At 39.5% G+C, this 21,332-nt stretch carries 23 protein-coding genes; 16 read left to right on the top strand and 7 right to left on the bottom strand.

The features are described 5' to 3' along the window. Positions 1–115 precede the first annotated feature (115 nt). Positions 116–1,114, top strand: a complete 999-nt coding sequence (locus tag CLV81_RS05310) for an Ig-like domain-containing protein (RefSeq protein ID WP_106144000.1) — start codon at positions 116–118, stop codon at positions 1,112–1,114. 4 nt (positions 1,115–1,118) lie between these two features. Here CLV81_RS05310 and CLV81_RS05305 read toward each other — a convergent pair whose 3' ends face one another. Beyond that, entirely contained in the window at positions 1,119–1,484 is a 366-nt protein-coding gene (locus tag CLV81_RS05305) for a DUF2237 family protein (RefSeq protein ID WP_106143999.1), read from the bottom strand. Positions 1,485–1,529: 45 nt separating this feature from the next. Then, positions 1,530–2,645, bottom strand: a complete 1,116-nt coding sequence (locus CLV81_RS05300; RefSeq protein WP_106143998.1) for a DUF2891 domain-containing protein — start codon at positions 2,643–2,645, stop codon at positions 1,530–1,532. Between the two features lie 108 nt (positions 2,646–2,753). Between CLV81_RS05300 and CLV81_RS05295 the strand changes: the two genes are divergently transcribed. The 5 genes from CLV81_RS05295 (at position 2,754) to CLV81_RS05275 (ending at position 6,968) form a co-directional block, all read left to right on the top strand. Further along, a complete protein-coding gene (locus tag CLV81_RS05295) occupies positions 2,754–3,887 on the top strand; it encodes an SPFH domain-containing protein (protein WP_106143997.1) in 1,134 nt (377 codons plus the stop codon). Between the two features lie 26 nt (positions 3,888–3,913). Next, positions 3,914–5,005: a TFIIB-type zinc ribbon-containing protein gene (locus CLV81_RS05290; protein ID WP_106143996.1), complete on the top strand. Its 1,092-nt coding sequence runs from the start codon at positions 3,914–3,916 to the stop codon at positions 5,003–5,005. Positions 5,006–5,007: 2 nt separating this feature from the next. Next, positions 5,008–5,394, top strand: a complete 387-nt coding sequence (locus tag CLV81_RS05285) for a DUF2306 domain-containing protein (protein ID WP_106143995.1) — start codon at positions 5,008–5,010, stop codon at positions 5,392–5,394. 85 nt (positions 5,395–5,479) lie between these two features. After that, a complete protein-coding gene (locus tag CLV81_RS05280) occupies positions 5,480–5,986 on the top strand; it encodes a hypothetical protein (RefSeq protein WP_146129828.1) in 507 nt (168 codons plus the stop codon). Between the two features lie 46 nt (positions 5,987–6,032). Beyond that, complete coding sequence (locus CLV81_RS05275; RefSeq protein WP_106143993.1) at positions 6,033–6,968, top strand: SMP-30/gluconolactonase/LRE family protein; 936 nt, start codon at positions 6,033–6,035, stop codon at positions 6,966–6,968. Here the strand turns inward: CLV81_RS05275 and CLV81_RS05270 are convergent. Next, complete coding sequence (locus tag CLV81_RS05270) at positions 6,948–8,051, bottom strand: lactonase family protein (protein WP_106143992.1); 1,104 nt, start codon at positions 8,049–8,051, stop codon at positions 6,948–6,950. The genes CLV81_RS05275 and CLV81_RS05270 overlap by 21 nt on opposite strands. Positions 8,052–8,131: 80 nt before the next feature. On the opposite strand from CLV81_RS05270, the gene CLV81_RS05265 reads away from it, so the two are divergent. The 3 genes from CLV81_RS05265 to CLV81_RS05255 all read left to right on the top strand — a co-directional run bounded on the left by CLV81_RS05265 (position 8,132) and on the right by CLV81_RS05255 (position 10,818). Continuing rightward, positions 8,132–9,145: a helix-turn-helix domain-containing protein gene (locus CLV81_RS05265; RefSeq protein WP_106143991.1), complete on the top strand. Its 1,014-nt coding sequence runs from the start codon at positions 8,132–8,134 to the stop codon at positions 9,143–9,145. 77 nt (positions 9,146–9,222) lie between these two features. Next, positions 9,223–10,389 carry a PQQ-dependent sugar dehydrogenase gene (locus tag CLV81_RS05260; protein WP_106143990.1) on the top strand — a complete coding sequence of 389 codons (1,167 nt, stop codon included), beginning with the start codon at positions 9,223–9,225 and terminating at the stop codon, positions 10,387–10,389. A gap of 3 nt (positions 10,390–10,392) precedes the next feature. After that, positions 10,393–10,818, top strand: a complete 426-nt coding sequence (locus CLV81_RS05255; RefSeq protein ID WP_106143989.1) for a nuclear transport factor 2 family protein — start codon at positions 10,393–10,395, stop codon at positions 10,816–10,818. 9 nt (positions 10,819–10,827) lie between these two features. Here CLV81_RS05255 and CLV81_RS05250 read toward each other — a convergent pair whose 3' ends face one another. Further along, positions 10,828–12,210, bottom strand: coding sequence for an MATE family efflux transporter (locus tag CLV81_RS05250; RefSeq protein ID WP_106143988.1), 1,383 nt, complete (start codon positions 12,208–12,210; stop codon positions 10,828–10,830). After that, positions 12,211–13,242: a ferrochelatase gene (gene hemH / locus CLV81_RS05245; protein ID WP_106144914.1), complete on the bottom strand. Its 1,032-nt coding sequence runs from the start codon at positions 13,240–13,242 to the stop codon at positions 12,211–12,213. It abuts the gene before it with no gap. Between the two features lie 184 nt (positions 13,243–13,426). On the opposite strand from hemH, the gene CLV81_RS05240 reads away from it, so the two are divergent. After that, positions 13,427–14,230 (top strand): N-acetylmuramoyl-L-alanine amidase-like domain-containing protein, encoded by an 804-nt coding sequence (locus tag CLV81_RS05240; RefSeq protein ID WP_245911925.1) that lies wholly within the window; start codon positions 13,427–13,429, stop codon positions 14,228–14,230. On the opposite strand, the gene CLV81_RS05235 is transcribed toward CLV81_RS05240, so the two are convergent. After that, positions 14,207–14,971 (bottom strand): ThuA domain-containing protein, encoded by a 765-nt coding sequence (locus tag CLV81_RS05235; RefSeq protein ID WP_106143986.1) that lies wholly within the window; start codon positions 14,969–14,971, stop codon positions 14,207–14,209. The two genes, CLV81_RS05240 and CLV81_RS05235, sit on opposite strands and share 24 nt — an antisense overlap. 11 nt (positions 14,972–14,982) lie before the next feature. Then, positions 14,983–15,861: a helix-turn-helix transcriptional regulator gene (locus CLV81_RS05230; protein ID WP_106143985.1), complete on the bottom strand. Its 879-nt coding sequence runs from the start codon at positions 15,859–15,861 to the stop codon at positions 14,983–14,985. Between the two features lie 208 nt (positions 15,862–16,069). Between CLV81_RS05230 and hemA the strand changes: the two genes are divergently transcribed. From hemA to hemF, 6 genes are read left to right on the top strand one after another with little or no spacing between them, the layout of a single operon-like run. Next, entirely contained in the window at positions 16,070–17,338 is a 1,269-nt protein-coding gene (hemA, locus tag CLV81_RS05225) for a glutamyl-tRNA reductase (protein WP_106143984.1), read from the top strand. Further along, on the top strand, positions 17,323–18,252 hold the full coding sequence (hemC, locus tag CLV81_RS05220) for a hydroxymethylbilane synthase (RefSeq protein ID WP_106143983.1): 930 nt from the start codon (positions 17,323–17,325) through the stop codon (positions 18,250–18,252). The genes hemA and hemC overlap by 16 nt, the downstream gene beginning before the upstream one ends. Continuing rightward, positions 18,230–18,904, top strand: coding sequence for a uroporphyrinogen-III synthase (locus tag CLV81_RS05215; protein WP_106143982.1), 675 nt, complete (start codon positions 18,230–18,232; stop codon positions 18,902–18,904). The genes hemC and CLV81_RS05215 overlap by 23 nt, the downstream gene beginning before the upstream one ends. After that, on the top strand, positions 18,901–19,926 hold the full coding sequence (hemE, locus tag CLV81_RS05210; protein WP_106143981.1) for a uroporphyrinogen decarboxylase: 1,026 nt from the start codon (positions 18,901–18,903) through the stop codon (positions 19,924–19,926). The genes CLV81_RS05215 and hemE overlap by 4 nt, the downstream gene beginning before the upstream one ends. Then, positions 19,923–20,417: a DUF6973 domain-containing protein gene (locus CLV81_RS05205; RefSeq protein WP_106143980.1), complete on the top strand. Its 495-nt coding sequence runs from the start codon at positions 19,923–19,925 to the stop codon at positions 20,415–20,417. Before hemE ends, CLV81_RS05205 begins: the two co-directional genes overlap by 4 nt. Continuing rightward, positions 20,414–21,316, top strand: coding sequence for an oxygen-dependent coproporphyrinogen oxidase (gene hemF / locus CLV81_RS05200; RefSeq protein WP_106143979.1), 903 nt, complete (start codon positions 20,414–20,416; stop codon positions 21,314–21,316). Before CLV81_RS05205 ends, hemF begins: the two co-directional genes overlap by 4 nt. Positions 21,317–21,332: the final 16 nt, after the last annotated feature.

Genomic DNA, 21,332 nt, shown 5'->3' with positions numbered 1-21,332 from the left:
AACCATTAAACAACACTTGTTTTCCTTCGTTTGCCCCGATAATCCCTAAAATCACAACAAATATTTACCATTTTGGCCATCCCATCATAATTTTAGGTTTAAGAAATATGTTGCTTTGAATCAAGGGGTTAGACCATTCTATCTTTTACTTTCAATCTGTGCTTTGTCCATTACTGGAATATTTGGGCAAAAATCGGCTCCAATCGCCATTGACGATTCCTACATTCTGGGAGTCAATACCAATTTAGTAGTTGCTGCCTCAAGCGGGGTTCTTTCCAATGACAGTGACGCTAACGGTAATGCTACTATGAGCGTACAGACCAATCCTGTGGTTGGACCATCTTCCGGCTCCTTGACCTTGAATTCGGATGGAAGTTTTACCTATATCCCGAACTCCGGTTTTACAGGTACGGACAATTTCACCTATAGGGTATGTGACGATGGAACACCTAGCGTGGTCGTTTCGAGATTTGATTTTGATACTCCCACGATTACCGATGCCACCATTGGTCCCAATGCTACATCGGTCAATCCAAATGCGGCACAAATAGGTTGCGGCATCCATTTCCCTTCTGGGGCAGGTGGCTCTGCGGGTTTTGATATTGTGGTTCCAAATTCGAGCGGTATTTTCGATTTCACCAGTTTTGCTGTTTCATTTGAATATCAAGATCAAGAAAGTCAAGCCGACATAGTGACTGCGGGCAACTTTCGCATATATCATTTTCGGCCCAACGAAATGGGTCTGGAAATTGATGTTATTAACTCATCTACTGGACTTACAGAAACATTTACACAGGACTTCGGCAATTTCTTGGGCGGCAATAACCCTTACACAGTTGCCTATGACGAAACCACGGGTGAGGTATCTTATACCGCCAACGGAACAACAACGGTATATACAGTAGCCCCACCAAACTCTCCTTTGGACACCAGTTTGGCTTCGGATATTGTAATTGGTGAACGCATGGATGGTTCAGGCTCTTCTTCTCCATCCCTATGTAGTATGGAATTTGTAGATAACAGCGTTCTTTGTGATGAGGGTGATGTTACACTAAATGTAAGGTCAACTGTAATTACAAATAGGAAAATTACATACCGTGTAAATCCTAACTAGGTTCTCATTCTTCCAAATACTTATGCTCCAGTAGTTCCTCGAAGGTGACGTAATCCAAAGTTTTTTCATGTGTTGCTTCCAGTATAACCGATGGCGCCAAACCTTCCAAATACGCTTCCTTCCAACGCGAAACGCAAAGACACCATTTGTCACCAGCCTTTATACCAGGAAATTGATAATAGGGAATAGGGGTTATCAAATCATTGCCCCTACTTCGTGTGAACTCCAAGAATTCATTGGTCATTATTGCGCAAACCACGTGTGTCCCTATATCCTCTGCCCCTGTCTTGCAAAAACCGTCACGATAATATCCTGTTTTTGGTTCAAAACAACAGGCCTTTAGTTCAGACCCTAATACATTTCTATCCATAGACCCTAAAATTACCTAACCAAATTCAAACTGTTACAAAAATCATCAACGTTCGCCCAGGGCATAAATGGCAAAGGAACCTAACCAATGACCTCCTTCATAGTCGTCCCCTATTAAGTTTGGAAAAGAATACGCAAAATGCTTATGTGCCAATGGCAAGAGATGGCCAAACTCTTGAGGATATTGCTTCGCCAAACCATATAACACCCATGCCCTACTGAAATTCAACCCATCTAAATGAACAAGCTGACCATCCTCACGGTCTCCAACAACCGCTTCGGATAAACTAAAGTCTCCCTGCTTCAAAACAGGCATAAAACTGTCCATCCAACTTAAAAAATCTTCTTTACTTAAAATCCTTCGCATTAAATCCAATTCTTCGAAACATGGAGATAAAAAATCTGCACCGCTTGGCTCCCAACTCAGAGGACATCCCGCATCTCCTTTATAAAATGCCAAAGACCGATTAAGAATCGCTTCTTTTAGTCCCTGATTTTGTAAAGCTTCTGCGTAATCCCAAGCAAATGCAAGTCCGAAAGCAGTATTGGTATGTGTCCCCACTCGCACCGGATATTGCAACTTAGGTAAATAGTCCATAAATTTTCGAGTTATCAGCTCGGTTAAGGGCAGTAAATTTTTTTCCAATTCCCTTGCTAATGGGTCATCAAAACTATGCAGTTCTTCGGCAAGTTTGAGAAGCCAAGCCCATCCATAAGTGCGCTCATAGTTTCTATTATGCACATTATCAAAATAGGCAACTTCAATAGCTATGTTTTCTTGTGACAGATTCTCAGAAAGAATATTTCTGATTCTTTCCGCCTCCTTCAAATTGGGAAAAGATTTGAGCAATCTAACCATTGACCAATGCCCATGTACTGCAGAATGCCAATCAAAACAACCATAAAAGGCAGGATGGTGTTTTTTTGGTGTCCCTAAATCCTCTTCACTCCCCAAAACGTGACCCAATTTATTAGGATATTCTTGGGTTACACAAGCAATAGGTAATGTTGCCAAAGTATTAGCTTGGTCCAAGGTCAATTCAATGATTTCAATTTTCTCTTCTTCAGGTTTTGCTTGCGCTGCCGTTTCAGATTTTTCAGGCTTACAGCTGCTCACCCCTAAGAGTAAAATTCCAAATAACATGCATAATATTTCCTTCATGGAATTTTATAATTGTAAAATGTAACAACTTGTCTCTATTTTAAACAAATTTAGAAAAGGCTACATACTTTTTTACTAGCTTTAATCAAAACTCGAAAACACATAACCATGGATATTTTTGGAAAAATTAAGGAGAAGCTCAGTAATGAGTTTATCGATATTGTTGAGTGGCTTGACTACACGGATGATACCATTGCACATCGCTTTGAACGATATCAAAATGAAATTAAAAACGGAGCTAAGCTTATTGTCCGCGAAGGACAAACGGCAGTCTTTGTGAATGAAGGGCAACTTGCTGATGTTTTTGAACCAGGAACTTATGACCTAACCACACAGAACTTACCCATTTTAGCAACTCTCAAGGGTTGGAAATATGGATTCAATTCTCCTTTCAAGGCCGAAGTGTATTTTGTGAACACACACCTGTTCACCGATGAGAAATGGGGAACAAAAAGTCCAATTACCTTAAGTGATGAACGATTTGGATTGGTGGAGATAAGAGCTTTTGGAACCTATGCTTTTCGAATTTCAGATGCTGGAAAGTTTATTGTGGACATCGTTGGTACAGATAGCAATTTTACCAATTATGAAATCAATGAGCATTTAAAGAGTTTGATTGCTACTCGTTTTACCGATACTGTAGGTGAGGCTAATTTGCCCATAGAACTGTATGCAGCCAACACGTCTGAACTTTCGGATACCTGCAGGGAGGTAATGGCCCCCGAGTTCGAAAGTGTGGGTATCTCATTGGAGAAATTCTACATCGAAAATGTGTCCATGCCTGAAGATTTAAAGAAAGAAATCTTTGAATACAGTAGAATAGATAAGTTGGATTTAGATAAGTTGACAAAATTCAAAACTGCCAAAGCAATTGAGGCCGCTGCCAAAAATGAAGGCGGAACTGCTGGTGCAGGAATGGGAATGGGAATGGGATTTGTACTTGCCCAACAAATGGGAGGAATGATGAGTCCACAAATGGGAGGACAACCGCAAATGCAGCAAGCTCAAACACCCGTTCCTCCACCAATGCCCGTTCAAGTTCAATACTTTTATGCGGTAAATGGCACTCAACAAGGACCGGTTTCGTTTGATCAGCTTAAAGCACTTTTTGCCAATAGAACCATTAATCGTGAAAGTTTGGTTTGGAAACAAGGGATGTCTAATTGGTCAGCTTTGCAAGAAGTAGAGGAACTGAAATCATTTTTAGGAGGAAGCACACCCCCACCTTTACCCAGCAACTAGATACTAGTAATTGTTTTCATATTCATTTGGAAGAGTCCATTCAAAAAACTGAGCTCAAAAAGTCCTGCATTAACTGCGGTGCCGAATTAAAATACAAGCCCGGCACTACAAACGTTAGTTGCGAGTACTGTGGTCATCAAGAAACTATTTCAGTAGACCCAAACGGATTCGAAGAACTGGAACTTTACCCTTACTTGAGTGAAATGGGTGCACAACGCCATAGTGAGGAAATCAGCATGTTGCATTGTAAAAATTGTGGTGCCAATCAGCATGTTGAAGAAAACTATAAATCTCTTCATTGTGTGTATTGCAGTATGCCCTTGGTTTTGGAAGACCAGTATAAAGAAGAGTGGATTTTGCCAGGCGCGGTGCTCCCTTTTCAGGTAGACCAACAGAAATCATATCAAATTTTTAAACGCTGGGTGCAAAGGCTATGGTTTGCTCCAAATAACCTTAAAAAAGCTGCTTTGGACCCACAGTTCACCAAAGGACTATATCTACCTTATTGGACTTTTGATGCGCAATTAAGCGCTACATACAGGGGTCAAAGAGGAGAGTATTATTACGAAACCAAAAGAGTGCGTAATTCACAAGGTAAAATGGTGACCCAAAGGGTTAGAAAAACTAGGTGGTACCCAGCCTCTGGTCAGGTTTCGGGTTTTGTAGATGACACTTTGGTGGAAGCTTCCAAACAACGAAAAGGTCGTGTTCCATCAAAAATTGCTAGGTGGAATCTACAATTACTTCAACCCTTCAACAGTAGTTTTCTTCGTGGGTTTGTTACAGAAAAATATACCATTCCATTAAAACAAGGCCATTTGGCAGCAAAAGGGGAAGCAGAACAAATTGCCAAAAGATGGTGTAGACAAGATATTGGTGGAGACACACAGCGAATTAGTCATATGAATATGCAGCTTAGTGAAGAAACCTTCAAACATATTCTACTTCCCGTTTACGTGAGTTCCTATCGATACAATGGCAAAGAGTATAATTTTTTTGTAAATGGAGAAAATGGTTCTATTTCGGGAACAAGACCGTACAGTTTTTGGAAGATTTTTTTCACTATTCTTTTTAGTCTAGTCATTATTGGTATAATCATATTAGTATCAAAAAGCTAACCATGGGCTATGAAACTTTAATGTATGCCCACCTTATTACCGTAGCACCCTGTATTTTTCTTGGAGCCTATGGTCTTTTAGGTAAAAAAGGGACTTCTATCCACAAAAGTTTGGGCAAAATATATATGTTTCTCATGTTAATTACAGCCATTCTTACCCTTTTTATGCCTGCTGATGTTGGGGGAAGATTCTTAAACCATTTCGGATGGATACATTTATTCAGTTTTCTAACCTTGTGGACAGTTCCCACGGCCTATACTGCCATTAAAAAAGGCAAGATAAAGGCCCATCAGCGAAAGATGGTTTTGCTCTATATCGGGGCCATTGGTATTGCCGGAGGTTTTACCCTAGCTCCTGGACGGTTTTTACATGAGTTCTTTTTTGGGTAGTCTCCCAAGAAAAGAATCGAACTTGTTGCTTTTTCTAACTAAGTCTTTCCGTAACTTGTACAGGTTCACATCAAAAATTCGAGTCATGAAAAGACTAATAAGTATTGTCCTATTGTTTTTGCTTTTTGGATGTTCACCAAATCCTTCAACCAACAATAGTTGGAAGGTCGTTCTTAAAACGGATAAGGAAGGTGCTGTTTTGGAAGGTAGCAAAGACGCATTAATGGCTGCCATTCGAGGTGGGGCAGACATAAAAATCGGTTGGGGTGCAAAACGCGAAGATTTGTCCATAGAGCATTTATCCAAACCTATTTGGTTGGCCGTTTTAAGTGAAAAAGAGGTCATGGCCCACTTAGACCCTCAGGTGCTTTCAGGAATTGATTGGGACGGCTTGAACGCCAGCTATGAAGATGTTTCTTTACTACAAAAGGAATGGCGTGTAGTACTCACTACCAAAGGGGATTTTGATGCCGTTTGGTATGATAAAAAGGCAGATACCCTAATTAGAAGGTGGCCTCAAAAGCATATCATGACCTGGTTCGCCAAAGATGATTCAAATGAAACCCCTGTCCCTTTATTTAGTAGGAATTGACCAATGGTACTTTATATTTTATAGATGTAATTTGAATTAATTTGGAATGAGGCTTTTTCTATGGACCTTTCTTCTAATGACCTGTCTGGTCAGCGCACAACCGTATCAAAAAACAATAACACTGTCATTTGAAAAAGACCTCATTCCCGAAGGGATTGCTGTGGATTCCAAATCAGGAAAACTTTTTATAAACAGTCTTAAACACAATAAAATTGTACAAAGCAATCTTGATGGTGAGAATGCTACTAGTTTTATTCAATCCAATGAACACGGTTATTTATCCGGATTTGGAATGACGATTAAGAGAGATATACTCTACGCATTGGGCAATACCCTTACAAAAGAGAACAATAAATCCATTCTTATTTTATTGGACATCATTTCAGGTGACCTTATCAAATCCTATACGTTGAACAATTCTAAATTCATCTATCTAAATGATATTGCCATTGACCACAATGGGAAGGTTTTCATTTCTGATTCAGAATCGGAAAACATCTATACCATCAATGAATCCAAAAATAGCCTAGAGGTTTTTTACTCCAATGAGGCAATAAAGCATACCAATGGAATAACCATCTCAAACGATAACAGATATCTCTACTTTGCCACCTATACGAGCGGAATTCGCATTTTGGATATTGCCAGTCAAACATTGATCAACGAACCTAATAATCACAAGGGAATTGACGGGATGAAATTTTACAAAAACAGCTTGATTGCCATTGTAAACTCAAGAAGGGATATAAGTGAGAATGGTATTTATCAATATTACCTGAACGACGAAAAAACGGAGATAATCACACATGAAAAATTAATGGATTTTGAAAACCCTACGGATATCCCTACCACTTTTGACTTGGTTGAGGACAAAATCTATTTTCTTTCCGACTCACAAATGGACATGCTAAATCAACAAACCAATATGATTATAGACCCTTCAAAATTGAAGAACTATAAATTAATCGTTCATAAACTCTAGGCAGACTGGGCTTGACAGTTTGGTTTCATTCAAAAACCTTAGTGTACCTTTCTCCGTGTTGCGTTCAAAAACGGTAATATTGTTACTTCGCTCATTGGCTACCAACAAAAAGTTTCCACTGGGGTCAATTGTAAAATTACGGGGCCAATCCCCACGAACGGATTCACGCCCTACCAAAGTAATTTTTCCGGTGCTATCATCAATAGAAAAAATAACTATGGTATTCTCTCCACGATTTGACCCATATAGAAATCTTCCATCTGGAGATAAATGAATATCGGCGCATGACTTGCCCCCTTCCCAGTCAGGAGCTAAAGTATCTTCCGTTTGAATCGGATTGAAACTGCCTTCATCGTCCCGTTGGAAAACAGTAATCGTAGCGTTCAACTCATTGATGACATACAGAAAAGACCTATCGGTATTAAATACAAAGTGTCTTGGCCCCGCCCCTTCGGGAAGGTCAATGGATGCTTGATGCCCGGATTCCCATATGTTGTCCTTTTCGTAATATCTTTTAATTCCATCCAACCCCAAATCGGAGGTAAATAGTCCATCTTCATTAAAATGGGCCTTATGCACATGTGAAGCTTTTGTGGTGTCCAAAACCTTATGGTCAATGAGTTGTCTTTTACCCAGACTTCCATCTGATTCTACATCGAAAACCGCAAAATTACCGCCTGTGTAATTGGACACCGCTATTTGGTTCATTTTGGAAAAGGCCACGTGACATGGATGGGCTCCGCCTGTACCTTTACTATTAAGTGCTTTCAATTGTCCATTTTCCAAAACGAAGGAAGTCACACCTCCACCTAAACTGTCAAAATCTGCGGTTTCCTGAACTGCATAGAGGTATTGCTTATCAGACGAGAAGGTCAAAAAAGAAGGATTAGGTAATTTGGCCATGAGTTGAATACTATCCAAACTTCCAGAACTGGGGTTAAAATCCAATTTGTAGATTCCTTCACTCTCACCATTTGTATAGGTGCCCACGAACAAAGAATAGGTTTCTTCCATTTGCTTTTTCTCAGTACATCCTATTGAAATCAATAAAAAAATGCCAAAACTCCAATGTGAAAATTTCATTAGTTAAAGGTCTTTTGTTAAAAGTAACAACTTAAAATGACATAGATTTCCATTTGTCCTCTTCTTCCTATTTTTGATGTATGAGCAAGGATATGGTAATATTGGCTTTAAGTTGCTTGGGAATTGTACAAGCCTTGTTCCTTTCGTTTTACCTTTTCACATTAAATAAAGGAAGTAGAAGAGCCAATCTTTTTTTGGGTCTTGCCATATTAGGACTCACTATCAGAATCGGCAAGTCTGTGCTTAACGTTTATTTGGATTTGGAGCCCTGGCAACGCAATTTGGGCCTTTCCGGAATATTGCTTACCGGACCCTCTTTATGGTTTTATGGAAAAGCTTTGCTTTTATCCAAAAAAGACTTCTTATCAAAAGATGTTCTTCATTTTTTGCCTTTCATCCTTTTTGTCACATTTTCAACAGTTATACCCAACAATGCAAACCCAATATCATATGTAATTTACATTTTGGTTTTTTCCCATTTGGCGGTTTACGTTTTTCTTTCTTTTGGTTTGCTTGTTGGAAACCGAACTGAAATTAGAAAACAACTAGGCAATTGGTTTAGAAATCTGGTCATTGGAACCGCTTTGATATGGTTGTTTTATATGGGCCATTTGGCAGGTTTATTTTCTTTCTACATTGGGGGTGCTCTATTTTTCTCTTTGCTGATTTATGTCTTCTCTTTCCTCTTTCTTCAAAAACATGCCTTTCAATTGGGAAAATATAATTCTTCGACCTTGGATAAATCTACATCCAAACTCCTAATGGAGTCGTTAAAACAGCTGTTTTCAGAAGAAGAAATCTATCTGGACAATTCCCTATCTCTCGAAAGTGTCTCTGAACGCTTGAAGGTGTCTCCTCGAAAATTGTCACAGGCAATCAATGAAAATGAAGAAAAGAATTTCTCCGACTTTGTGGCGAGTCATCGAGTGGAGAAAGCAAAGTCTTTATTGATAGATCCAAATTACAGAAATGAGAAAATCATTGCAGTAGCCTACGATTGTGGTTTTGGGAATATCACTTCGTTTAATCTAGCCTTTAAGGCCAAAACAAAACGCACACCATCCCAATATCGGAGAGAGTTCGGAAAAGTGTGAACTTTTTCGTTTTAAAAATCATGTTTTTTAAAGAGTAACTGGACTGTTTTGAGGTCATTTGGGGAAAACTTCCAAAAATGAACAAATTGATTTTTCCCATTATCCTACTTTGCATTGGGTGCGCCGAAAATCATAAAAAATCGGTTGCTGAAGAATTCCAACCTTTCCATCCCATTAAGGAAGTGGTTTTGGATAGCCTAAATCACCCCTGGAGCATCGCTTTCATCTCCAACAATGAAGCTTTGGTCTCAGAAAAGGATGGAAACCTTTTGAGCGTAAATCTTTCAACAAAAGAAAAACGAACCGTAAAGGGGTTCCCAAGTGATTTGACAGACAGTATCCGTGCAATCCATTTTGGAGATAATTCAGGAATATTTGAAGTCTTGGTAGACCCAAATTTTAAAAAAAACAAGTGGGTATATATATCGTACGCGGCCAAAAAGGATTTTGGAACCACGACTAAAGTAGTACGAGCCCAACTCAACAACGACTCATTGATTAACCATGAAACTTTGATTGAAGCTGCTCCATACACGAGGGAATACTATCACTACGGCGGAGGCATGACTTTTGGGGCAGATGATAAATTATATGTCACCATAGGAGAACGATTGTTTTGGGAACGGGATGAACCACCTCTCCCAATTGCACAGGATGTCACTGATAAACGAGGAAAAATATACCGAATCAATCCGGATGGAAGCATTCCAGATGACAATCCCGATTTGGGTCCAAATGCCATTCCTGGCATATATGCCATGGGTATTAGGGCCGCTCAAGGAATTACGGTCCAACCTGATACCAACACAATTTGGTTCAGCGAGCATGGTACCATTCAAGGAGATGAAATCAATATTCTTCACCCTGGCGCCAATTATGGTTGGCCCAATGTGACTTCTGGAAAATTAAGAAGTTCGGATTATACCCCTCCAAAACTTGAAGGTGTAGATTTCACCCCACCTGTTTGGTTTTGGCAGCATACTGTAGCTCCTACCGGACTAACTTTTTACACTGGAACCGAATTCCCACAGTGGAAAAACAATCTAATTGTCCCTGGGCTTTCAAGAGGAAGTTTATGGCGGTTTCAAATTGATAACGAAACTATAAAAAGTGCAGAAGAGCTTTTTTTGGATGATAGGGTTCGTATTAGAAAGGCAAGACAGAGTCCAGACGGCAAATTGTATATCCTTACGGACGAAGACAACGGAAAAATAATCGAAATCAAAAAACAATATAAACTCTAAATTATGAAAACAAGAGTTTTAATCTTTATCCTTTCAGCAATGTCTCTCTCTTTACATGCCCAGTCTGAAGAAGAAAGCATACGAAAAACACTTCAAGACTATTTGGATGGTTCTTCATACAACAATACCGAACAGATAGAGTCTGCCTTTTATGAAGAAGCTGAGCTGTTCTTGTCCAAAAAAGACCAAGAATTATGGGTGCTGTCCCCAAAGGAGTATGCCGATTTATTCAAAAGAAGGGAAAAAGGAAAATTCAATGGTAGAGAAGGAAAGATTTTGACCATCGACAAATCCAATAACATTGCCATGGCCAAAGCTGAGATTAGGATTCCTGCTAGAGGAATGCATTTCATAGATATTTTTCTGCTGAAAAAATTGGAAGGTCAATGGAAAATTATCAGCAAAGCAGCTACCCTGATGCCCGAGTAAAGAATGAGGTTAGTTAATTTCCAAATTGGTTTTAATTTCATTTCGCAGATATAATCCGGTTACTATGGTCGACAAAACATCTGCAATTGGAAAGGAAAACCAAACTCCAAGTTCTCCTAAAAAATTAGGTAGTAAGAGAATCAAAGGAATGAAAAAGAAGCCTTGGCGTGTGAGTGTCAGCAGTAAAGCGGGCACCGCTTTGCCCACTGCCTGAAAATAGGCTGCCCCAATCAGTTGGAGCGCTATGATCGGAGTGGCGGCAAATACCAAACGCATAGCAGTTGGTGCATGTCGCATGACAAATGCGTTGGTACGAATTTCTTCCTCGGGCAAATCTAATCTATCACTTAAAAAGAGATTCGTTAAAAACTCTGGAAAAACCATAAGCCCAACGAACACTATACTTGCAACCAACGCGGCATATTTTATTGCTGTATAGATAGATTCTTTAACCCGATCATATTGAGCAGCCCCGTAATTAAATCCAGCAATGGGAAGAAACCCTTGGGTTACACCAAAAACTGGGAATAAAGCAAACATCAGCATTCTTCCTATAATGCCGTAAATCGCAACCAGTGCTTCGCCTCCCAAATTGAAAAGGATGTTGTTCAACAACAAATAAATGATACTGGTGACCGCCTGTCGTGCCAAAGTAACAAATCCCAAAGATCCAATCTCCCTTAAAATATTACTCTTTAACACAAAATGTGAAAGTCCAATTTTAAGTTCTGAATTTTTAGAAAGAAAGAAGTAGAATATGTATGCAAAACAAAGCAAATAACCCGTGGTTGTGGCCCAAGCGGCTCCGTGCATTCCCCAATCAAATATATAGATGAAAATGTAGTCCATGAGCAAATTACCGACAGAAGGGATTATCATCGCTATCATGGCAAACTTGGGTTTTCCTTCCGCTCGAATTACGGTATTGCCCATCATACAGAGTGCAAGAAAAGGTACTCCGTAAAGCACAATGGTATAATAGATTTTTGCGGGTTCAAAAATGCTACCCTTGCCTCCGAATGCTGGAATCAGCTCATTGACAAAACACAACCCAAGAACGACCATGGAAATAGTTACCATCAAGGTTAGGGTAATTTGATTTCCAAAAGTCTGAAGTGCTTTTCCCTTATCGCCAGAACCCAAAGCGCGGGAAATAATACTTGAACCTCCAATGCCGATTGCCATACCTAAAGCGGCAATAAAAAAGGAAACAGGGAGTACTACGTTAATGGCCGCAATGGCAATGGAACCTATCCAATTCCCGACAAAAATGGAGTCCACCAGAACGTTTAAGGACATGACCAAGATACCTATGGAAGCAGGAACGGCCTGCTTAATAAGCAATCTTCCAATCGGTTCTGTTCCTAGTTGTTCTGATGAGACTTTTGCCATCTAAACGGGCAACGTTTTCTTGGCCTCCCATTCGTTGACCCACTGGGCCATAAGGGATACCCAAGCATCACTATCGTTCAAACATGGTATGTGTATGTAGTGTTCCCCTCCAGCTTCTTCAAACTGCTCTTTGCCTTCCATGGCAATTTCTTCTAGAGTTTCCAGGCAGTCACTTACAAATGCCGGAGTAATGACCGCAAGTCTTTTTTTGCCTTCTTTAGCCAGACGTTCAAACTCAAAATCGGTGTATGGTTTCAACCACGGATCACCCGCCAAGCGGGATTGAAACGAAGAACTGACTTTATCTTCAGGTAAATCCAGATGTTCTTTTACCAACTCCGTAGTATCATAACACTGGTGTCTGTAACAGGTATGGTGCGCCACTGAATTTACCTTACAACAATTTCCATCTATTTTACAATGGAATTTTGTTGGGTCAGATTTCCGGATATGTCTTTCTGGGATACCGTGATAGGAAAACAGAATATGGTCATATTCAAAATCCTTCAATCCTTCAGCAATACTTTCGCTCAACACTTTGATGTAATCTGAGTTTTTATAAAATGCGGGAAGCGTGGTCAAGTGCATTTCAGGAAAAAATGTTTGCTGCACTTCCATAGCTTTTACAACCACTGTCTCATAAGAAGACATGGCGTAGTGCGGATAAAGCGGCACCAGCAATACCTCATCCACTCCTTTATCCTTTAACTCTTGCAATGCATTTTTGATACTCATTGAGCCATAACGCATGCCCAAGGCGACAGGCATTTTGGTATGTTTACGAACTTTTTCAGTAAATCGTTCAGAAATTACGATAAGTGGAGAACCCTCATCCCACCATATCTTGGAGTAGGCTTCTGCTGACTTTTTTGGTCTTGTTTGAAGAATTATGCCCCTTACTAGCAGATTTCTAAATAGTTTGGGAACATCAATAACCCGTTCGTCCATCAGAAATTCATCCAAATAGGGTTTAACATCCTTTGGAGTGGGACTATCCGGTGATCCCAAATTGACCAATAATACACCTTTCATAGCAAGAAAATCAATTTTTGTATTGTCCCGCAAAAATAGGGCTTGAAGCTCAAAATGTATGGGAAAGGGTGAATTAGTTTCCTTATAATTCCATAGATAACTTTAATTTAGCTTTCATTGCAACTTGAATATGGTCCGTTTTTGTTTTTTCCTTCTTTTGTCCGGTCTCTTTTTAAACCCATTGATGGGCCAAATTACATGTGCCACTGAAGATTCCATCCTTTTTGAAAAGAAGTTGAATCAGATAAAGCATATCCGAACCTCATCTCTTGGCGACAGCATAGTGGCCATTGGGAAATCCTTTTTGGGTACTCCTTATGTGGAAAAAACTTTGGAAGTTGGAACAAAGGAAACCTTGGTCATTAATTTGAGAGGATTGGATTGCACCACTTTTGTGGAAAATGTTTTGGCTTTTGGTCTTCAAATTAAAGGAGATAAGCATTTGTTTCTAGATTTTGCAAAAAAATTAGAAACCGTTCGGTATAGAAATGGAGAAATGAATGGGTACTCCTCTCGTTTGCACTACTTTACGGATTGGATAAGAAATAACGAATCTATTGGTCTGGTAGAAGACATCACTCCTGAACTTGGAGGTGAAATCATTCAAAAACCCATCAATTTTATGGGTACACACAGGAATCTTTACCCTTTTCTGGCTGATGACACCAATTATGAAAATATACTTAAAGTTGAATCGGACTTGGCAAAAGAATCGCTATGCATTTTGCCTCAAAATCAAATTGAAGCCCAAGAAGCACATATCCAAGATGGCGATATCATTGCCTTGGCAACTTCCATTAAGGGTTTGGATGTGACCCATACCGGATTCGCCATTCGAGTTGATGGTAGAGTCCATTTACTTCACGCTTCAACTTCAGGAAGCGTTACCATTACCAAAGAACCCTTGGTGGACTATCTCAAAAAAATAAAAAGCAATACCGGAATAATTGTAGCAAGACCTACCCTACTCTCTTCCCAAACACCATAAAATAGCGCCCAATAGGTGTTGTCTAAAATCAGGTTCATCAAAGGATTCTTCCGTATGGCCACCTCCCGTATAGTAGGCCCTTCCTCCATCAAATTCATGGTACCAGGCTATAGGATGATTTTCACCATTAGTTCCCCCTTCATAGCTGGTCTCATCCAAGTTTAGCAGCACAGAAATATTAGGATTAATGTTTTTGTAATTGTACCATTCATCGTTTCTGCTCCAAGAATCATCTAAATGTGCGGTTGAAGCGTGTTCTTTGGAAAGTACATCAATCTTCGCACTACGTACATTGGGGTCGTTAGGATGACTTTCAAAATAACCCCCGACCAATTTGCCATACCACGCCCAATCGTATTCCGTGTCGGCAGCTGCATGAATTCCCAAGAAACTACCTCCTGATTTGATATAGTTTTCAAATACCCTTTGTTGTTGATTGTTCAAGACATCTTGGGTAGTGCTCAAAAAAACAACCAGTTTGTAATTTTTTAAGTTTTGTGCGTTAAAATCTTCCGAAGTCTCCGTTTGAAGAACGATGAAATTGTTTTTCCTTCCCAACTGCCGTAATGTATGGACCCCCTTTTCGATAGATTTATGCCGATATCCGGTGGTTTTTGTAAAAGCAAGCACAAAATCTGGTGTTTTTATACCTTGATCCCCATCATTCTCTGGATTGTTTTGAGCAGTTACAAAAAGAGAAAGAACAAAAAGAAATGCAAAAAAAATGGAAGCCTGTTTCATCAGAATTAGGTTTAGACTGATGAAGATAAATATTTTTTAGGCGTGGTTCCATACTTCTTTTTAAAGGAAGCAATGAAATGACTCGCCGTGCTATAGCCCACCTTTAATCCCACTTCGTTTACATTATGCTTGCCCGTTTCCAACATTTTCCTGGCGTAATCCATTTTATAATCGAACAGAAAACCAAAAACAGAGTCTCCATAAATCTGTTTGAAACCTTCTTTGAGTTTTTTCAAGCTTAATCCAATTTCTTCCGAAAGTTCTGCCAGTGTTGGAGGTTCCGACATGCGCGCTATGATGATTTCCTTCGCCATTTTTATACGTCGAACATTATCTTCATCGGCCAAAAAAGGACACTGTTCCAAATCTGCATCTTGAGCTTTATTGAAGTATAGCGAAATAAGCTCATACACTTTTCCCTTTACATAAAGTTCTTTCATGAAAGGATGGAGGTTGTAGCTCATCAACTGGCTCAATACAACGGCTATCGCTGGCGAGACCACTTCTTGGGAGTAATATTTCTTTTCAGCAAATTCATCGCTGAGAAAAGGAATGTATCCGGCTTCACTGGAAAAAAGGGAATGAAACTTTCGAATGGTCATAACCACGGATAATAACCACGAATTTGGCTGCATTATCAAGTTTAAGGGTAAATCCTTTTGGGTATTGTAGAGCAACAATGAGTTTTCTTCATTCACTTCCAAGTGATAATTTCCTTGATTGAACAAAAACTGGGAACTCCCTTTCAAACAAAAATGAAATTGGATGAAAGAACTGTCTATCTCCCTTTCCACCAAGGCTTTATCTTCGGTCTCATTTTGAATTTTCAGGACATAAAATCCATCTTCAATCAAGATTTCCTCATAGGTACCTTTAGCGACATTTTTCATTTTAACGATATAGTATTTTTACTTTGAAAATCTATTTAGAATCACTCTAAATTAATTCAATAATTCTTTAAAAAGCCCTTAATTATTATACTTCCAAAATTTTCAGCGGAAAAAGGAATGAATTGAACAGGAACTGTTATTATTAGTTCTTTCAGCGTTATTTTTTCAAATATACACCATATATTTTTGTGGCGAGTTTTACTCAGGTATGAGAAATTATCACGTTTCCAAACATAGCTCTTTCTACGCCATAGGGTTAAGCTACAAAAAAGCGGATGCCCACACCCGTGGTAAATTCAGCTTGGATGTTCCAGCCATAGATGAGATAATGAAAAATGCCAAGGCACAAGGAACCGATGGATTATTGGCAATTTCTACCTGTAACCGTACAGAACTCTTCGGCTTTGCCCAACATCCTTATCAACTTATCAAAATTCTTTGTGACCAAACCCAGGGCACTGTAGAAGAATTTCAGGAAGTCGCATATATCTACAAGAATCACAACGCCATAAGTCATCTTTTTAAGGTAGGCACTGGGTTGGACAGTCAGATTTTGGGTGATTTCGAAATCATAAGTCAGATTAAACAAGGATTCTACAGAGCCAAAAAACATGATATGACCAATCCTTTTTTGGAAAGGTTGTGCAATTCGGTGATTCAAGCCAGCAAACGCATTAAAAACGAAACCGAGCTTTCTTCCGGAGCCACCTCGGTGGCATTTGCATCGGTCAGATACATCTTGGACAACGTTCCAAATATCTCTGAAAAGAACATTCTCCTTTTTGGAACCGGCAAAATTGGAAGGAATACCTGCGAGAATCTTATAAAGCATTCTGAAAATTCCCATATCACCTTAATCAATAGAACACGTCAAAAGGCGGAGGCTGTAGCGGGCAAATTTAAATTGACTGTTAAGGATTATGCTGAGCTCCAACCTGAAATCAGAAAAGCGGATGTTTTGGTGGTTGCCACAGGAGCACAATTACCAACAGTGTCAAAGGCCTTGATTCACCCAAAGAAACCTTTGCTCATTTTGGACTTATCCGTTCCTAAAAATGTTTCGGATGATGTTCTTGACTTGGAAAATGTATCCTTGGTTCATTTGGACCAGTTATCCCAAGTAACGGACGAGACTTTGGAAAGAAGAAAAGAGTTTATCCCCCATGCGGAGGAAATCATTTCCCACGTCAAAAGTGATTTTCTAAAATGGTTGGAATCTCGCAAATTTGCTCCTGTCATCAATGCCTTAAAAGAGAAACTAAAGGTCATGAAGGCAGAGGAAATTGATTTTCATTCCAAAAAATTGAACGATTTTGATCAAAATCAGGCTGAAATCATCTCTGATCGCATTATTCAAAAAATCACCAAACAATTTGCCAATCATCTGCGAAAATCAGAGTCCGACCCAGAGAACAGCTTAGCCCTAATCCAAGAAATATTTCAATTAGAAATTGATTCTGAATGGGTAAAATCATAAGAATTGGTACTCGCGAAAGCGAATTGGCCCTTTGGCAGGCAAAAACTGTACAAGCCAAACTAGAGGCTCTTGGCCATGACACTATCTTGGTACCCATTACCTCAACCGGTGATCAAGTTTTGGATAAGCCGCTTTATGAATTGGGGATTACGGGAATTTTTACCAAAACTTTAGACGTTGCTCTTTTAAAGGGTCAGATTGACATAGCGGTCCATTCCATGAAAGATGTACCTACGCAATTGCCTAAAGGCATCGTGCAAAGTGCCGTTCTAGAGCGTGCGGTTGCTCATGATATTTTGGTACATAAAGGAGCCGATTTTTTAGAAAACCACGAGAATAGCTTTACCATCGCTACGGGGAGTTTACGAAGAAAAGCGCAATGGCTCCATAAATACCCGAACCATAATGTGGTTGATTTACGAGGTAATGTAAACACCCGTTTATTGAAACTTATTGAAAACGATTGGCAAGGTGCTATCTTCGCACAAGCGGGTTTGGAGCGTATCAAATTAATGCCAAAAGATGCCGTAATTCTCGATTGGATGATTCCTGCTCCAGCGCAAGGCGCCATGGTAGTTGTGACTTTGGAAAAAGACACCCATTGCCGACAAATCCTGTCCCAAATCAATCATGCTCCTTCCGAGATGGAAACTAAAGTAGAACGGGAGTTTTTGCGCACACTCGAAGGTGGCTGTACCGCACCTATAGGTGCTTTGGCTCAAATTCAAGATAGTACTTTGGCCTTTAAAGGGGTTCTTTTTTCTTTGGATGGTAAACAAAAACTCGAAATAGAAAAGTCGATATCCCTAGATGACATCGAAGATTTTGGGAAAAATTGCGCAAAGGATATTTTAAATAAAGGTGGAGATGCCTTAATGCAGGCCATTAGAGATGAAAACAGTGCTATCCACTAGAATATTGACTCTCCCACAAAAGGAATTACTACTAAATTCAGGAATTGGATTTGTGGAATATGATGCCCTAAATATTTCATTGCTGGATTTTGAAATTCCAAATTATTCCACCCATGTTATCGTTACAAGCAAGAACGGAGCAAAGTCGTTTTTGAAAGCATTCAACGCTAACACCAATAACCAACCTAAGAATGTATTTCGTTTTTATTGTGTTGGAGAGAAAACCAAACGATTTCTTGAAGATTCAGGATTTTTAGTTGCAGAAATGACTTTAAGCGCTTCATTATTAGGAAGTTTAATAATTTCAAAATATAAGACCAATCGGTTTATTTTTATTTCTGGAAATTTAAGGCGAAATGATATTCCAGACCTACTTTCAAAATATAACGTTCAGTATCAAGAAATTCAAGGATACAACACCTTATTGAAAGAAAAGAATTTCAACACAAATTTTGACGGCTATCTTTTTTATAGCCCAAGTGGCATAAAAAGCTTTTTAAGATTAAATAGCTTGCCAAAAACCCCTCTTTTCTGTATTGGAGAAACTACCGCTCAAGAAGCAAAAAAGTACAGTGACAATATTATCATAGCCAATAAGCCTACGGTGGAAAATGTATTGGTGCAGGTCGTTAAACACTTTAAAAGAAAATGATAAAAAACGATTTATTTCTAAGGGCCCTTAAGGGAGAAACTGTGGACAGACCTCCTGTATGGATGATGCGGCAAGCAGGAAGATACCTGCCGGAATTTATGGAATTAAAGGAGAAGTACGATTTTTTCACACGTTGTCAAACTCCCGAATTGGCTTCGGAAATTACCGTGCAGCCCATTCGCCGTTATGGAATGGACGCCGCGATTCTTTTCAGTGATATTCTGGTGATCCCACAGGCTATGAACATTGAGGTTCAAATGAAACCCAACTTTGGTCCTTATCTACCTAATCCCATCAGAAAGGGTTCTGATTTGGATAGCGTTATAGTTCCTGAGGTAGAATCTGCTTTGGGTTATGTGTTGGATGCCATTAAAATGACTAAAGAAAAATTGGAAGATGAAATTCCTTTAATTGGTTTTGCAGGGTCTCCTTGGACCATTCTTTGTTATTGCGTTGAAGGACAAGGAAGCAAAAGCTTCGATAAAGCTCGAGGATTTTGTTTTACCCAACCCGAAGCCGCTCACGCATTACTCCAAAAGATAACAGATACAACCATTGCATATTTAAAGGCCAAAGTGAAAGCAGGGGTAAATGCGGTACAAGTATTTGACTCTTGGGGTGGAATGTTGTCCCCTGTGGATTATCAAGAATTCTCATGGAAATATATTCAGCAAATTGTTGATGCCTTAAAAGAAGATGCCCCTGTAATCGTTTTTGGAAAAGGATGCTGGTTTGCCCTCAAGGAAATGGCCAACTCTGGCGCTTCTGCAGTGGGAGTGGATTGGACATGTTCTCCAATGAATGCTCGCTATCTAACGGGGGGGAACATCACCCTACAGGGAAATTTTGACCCTGCCCGTTTACTATCTCCACCTGAGACAATCAAAAGAATGGTTCACCAAATGATCAATGAGTTTGGCAAGGACAAGTACATAGTGAATTTAGGTCACGGAATTTTACCCAATATTCCCTTGGAAAACGCTCAAGCCTTTATTGAAACTGTAAAGGAATATCAGGAGTGAACATAGCTAGGGCTTTACGAAATGTAGGTGCCAAAAATATCTGGCGAGTTTTTATTCTTGCCGTTACGCATCCTCTTTTTGTTATCCCTACGATTTCCGCAACAAAAAAGTGTTTGAAATTGTCAACTGAGTATTTTGGAAAGGCCCACTATGAAAATGGCCCTGCCAACGCTTTTAGACATGCGCTCTGGAATATTTTGATTGCCCGTTTTTGTTTGCGTTGGAGTTCCAATAAGGACAAATTGAATAGTTGGGCAAAAAAAGCCACGGATTGGCATGAGGAAGCGTTTGTAAACAGCCCTTTGGCCCGAGCAATGGATTTACACAACAACTCGATAGGACGCCATCTATTTTTAAATCATGCCTCTGCTTCGCAGGAAAAAATAGTTGCCATCCTTATTGACATGACAAAAGATTCAAAGCTTGTCAAATCTGAAAAAGAGATTGACCCGAGTCAAATGAGTTTAGTACACATAATCGATACAAAATGAAAGACCAGTTTTACAAATACATTCAGAACCTTCAAGATGGCATAACATCCAAATTGGAAAAAGTTGATGGCAAGGCCACTTTCCAAGAAGATATTTGGAAACGACCTGAAGGTGGCGGTGGAAGGACTCGAGTTATTGAAAATGGTGATGTATTTGAAAAAGGCGGTGTGAACATTTCAGCGGTTCACGGACCACTGCCCAAAAGCATGCAACAGTATTTTGGTGTGGATGATGTGGATTTTTTCGCTTGTGGACTCAGTCTGGTTATCCATCCAAAGAGTCCTATGGTTCCTACGGTTCACGCCAATTGGCGATATTTTGAGATGTATGACATAACAGGTGTTATTGTGGACCAGTGGTTTGGTGGTGGACAAGATTTGACTCCCTATTATCTTTTTGATGAAGATGCCAGACATTTTCATACAATCTGTAAACGTGCATGCGACGCACATGATTCAGAGTTTTATCCAGCCTACAAAAAAAAGTGTGACGAATACTTCTGGAACAGTCATAGAAATGAAGCCAGAGGGGTTGGTGGTCTATTTTTTGATTATTGCAAAGCATCGGAAGAAAAGACCATAGAGGATTGGTATAGGTTTGTCATGGAAGTTGGAGATAGCTTTTTGGAAGCTTATGTACCTATTGTTGAACGTAGAAAAAGTATGGGTCATAAAGAAAGACATAGGGATTGGCAGGAAATACGAAGAGGTCGTTATGTGGAATTTAATTTGGTTCATGATAAAGGCACTTTATTCGGTTTAAAAACCAATGGAAGAATAGAAAGCATCCTTATGAGTTTGCCCCCACACGTGCAATGGCGTTATGATCATCATCCTGAAAAAGGAAGCGAAGAAGAAAAATTGATTCAGGTTTTGCAGGAACCAAAAGAATGGGTTTAATCTGTAGTTTTGTAAA

It is taken from the genome of Flagellimonas meridianipacifica (assembly GCF_003001695.1).
Classification (GTDB): Bacteria; Bacteroidota; Bacteroidia; order Flavobacteriales; family Flavobacteriaceae; genus Flagellimonas; species Flagellimonas meridianipacifica.
Note: the sequence above shows the minus strand (reverse complement) of the source record. Positions and strands in the feature narration are given on the sequence as shown.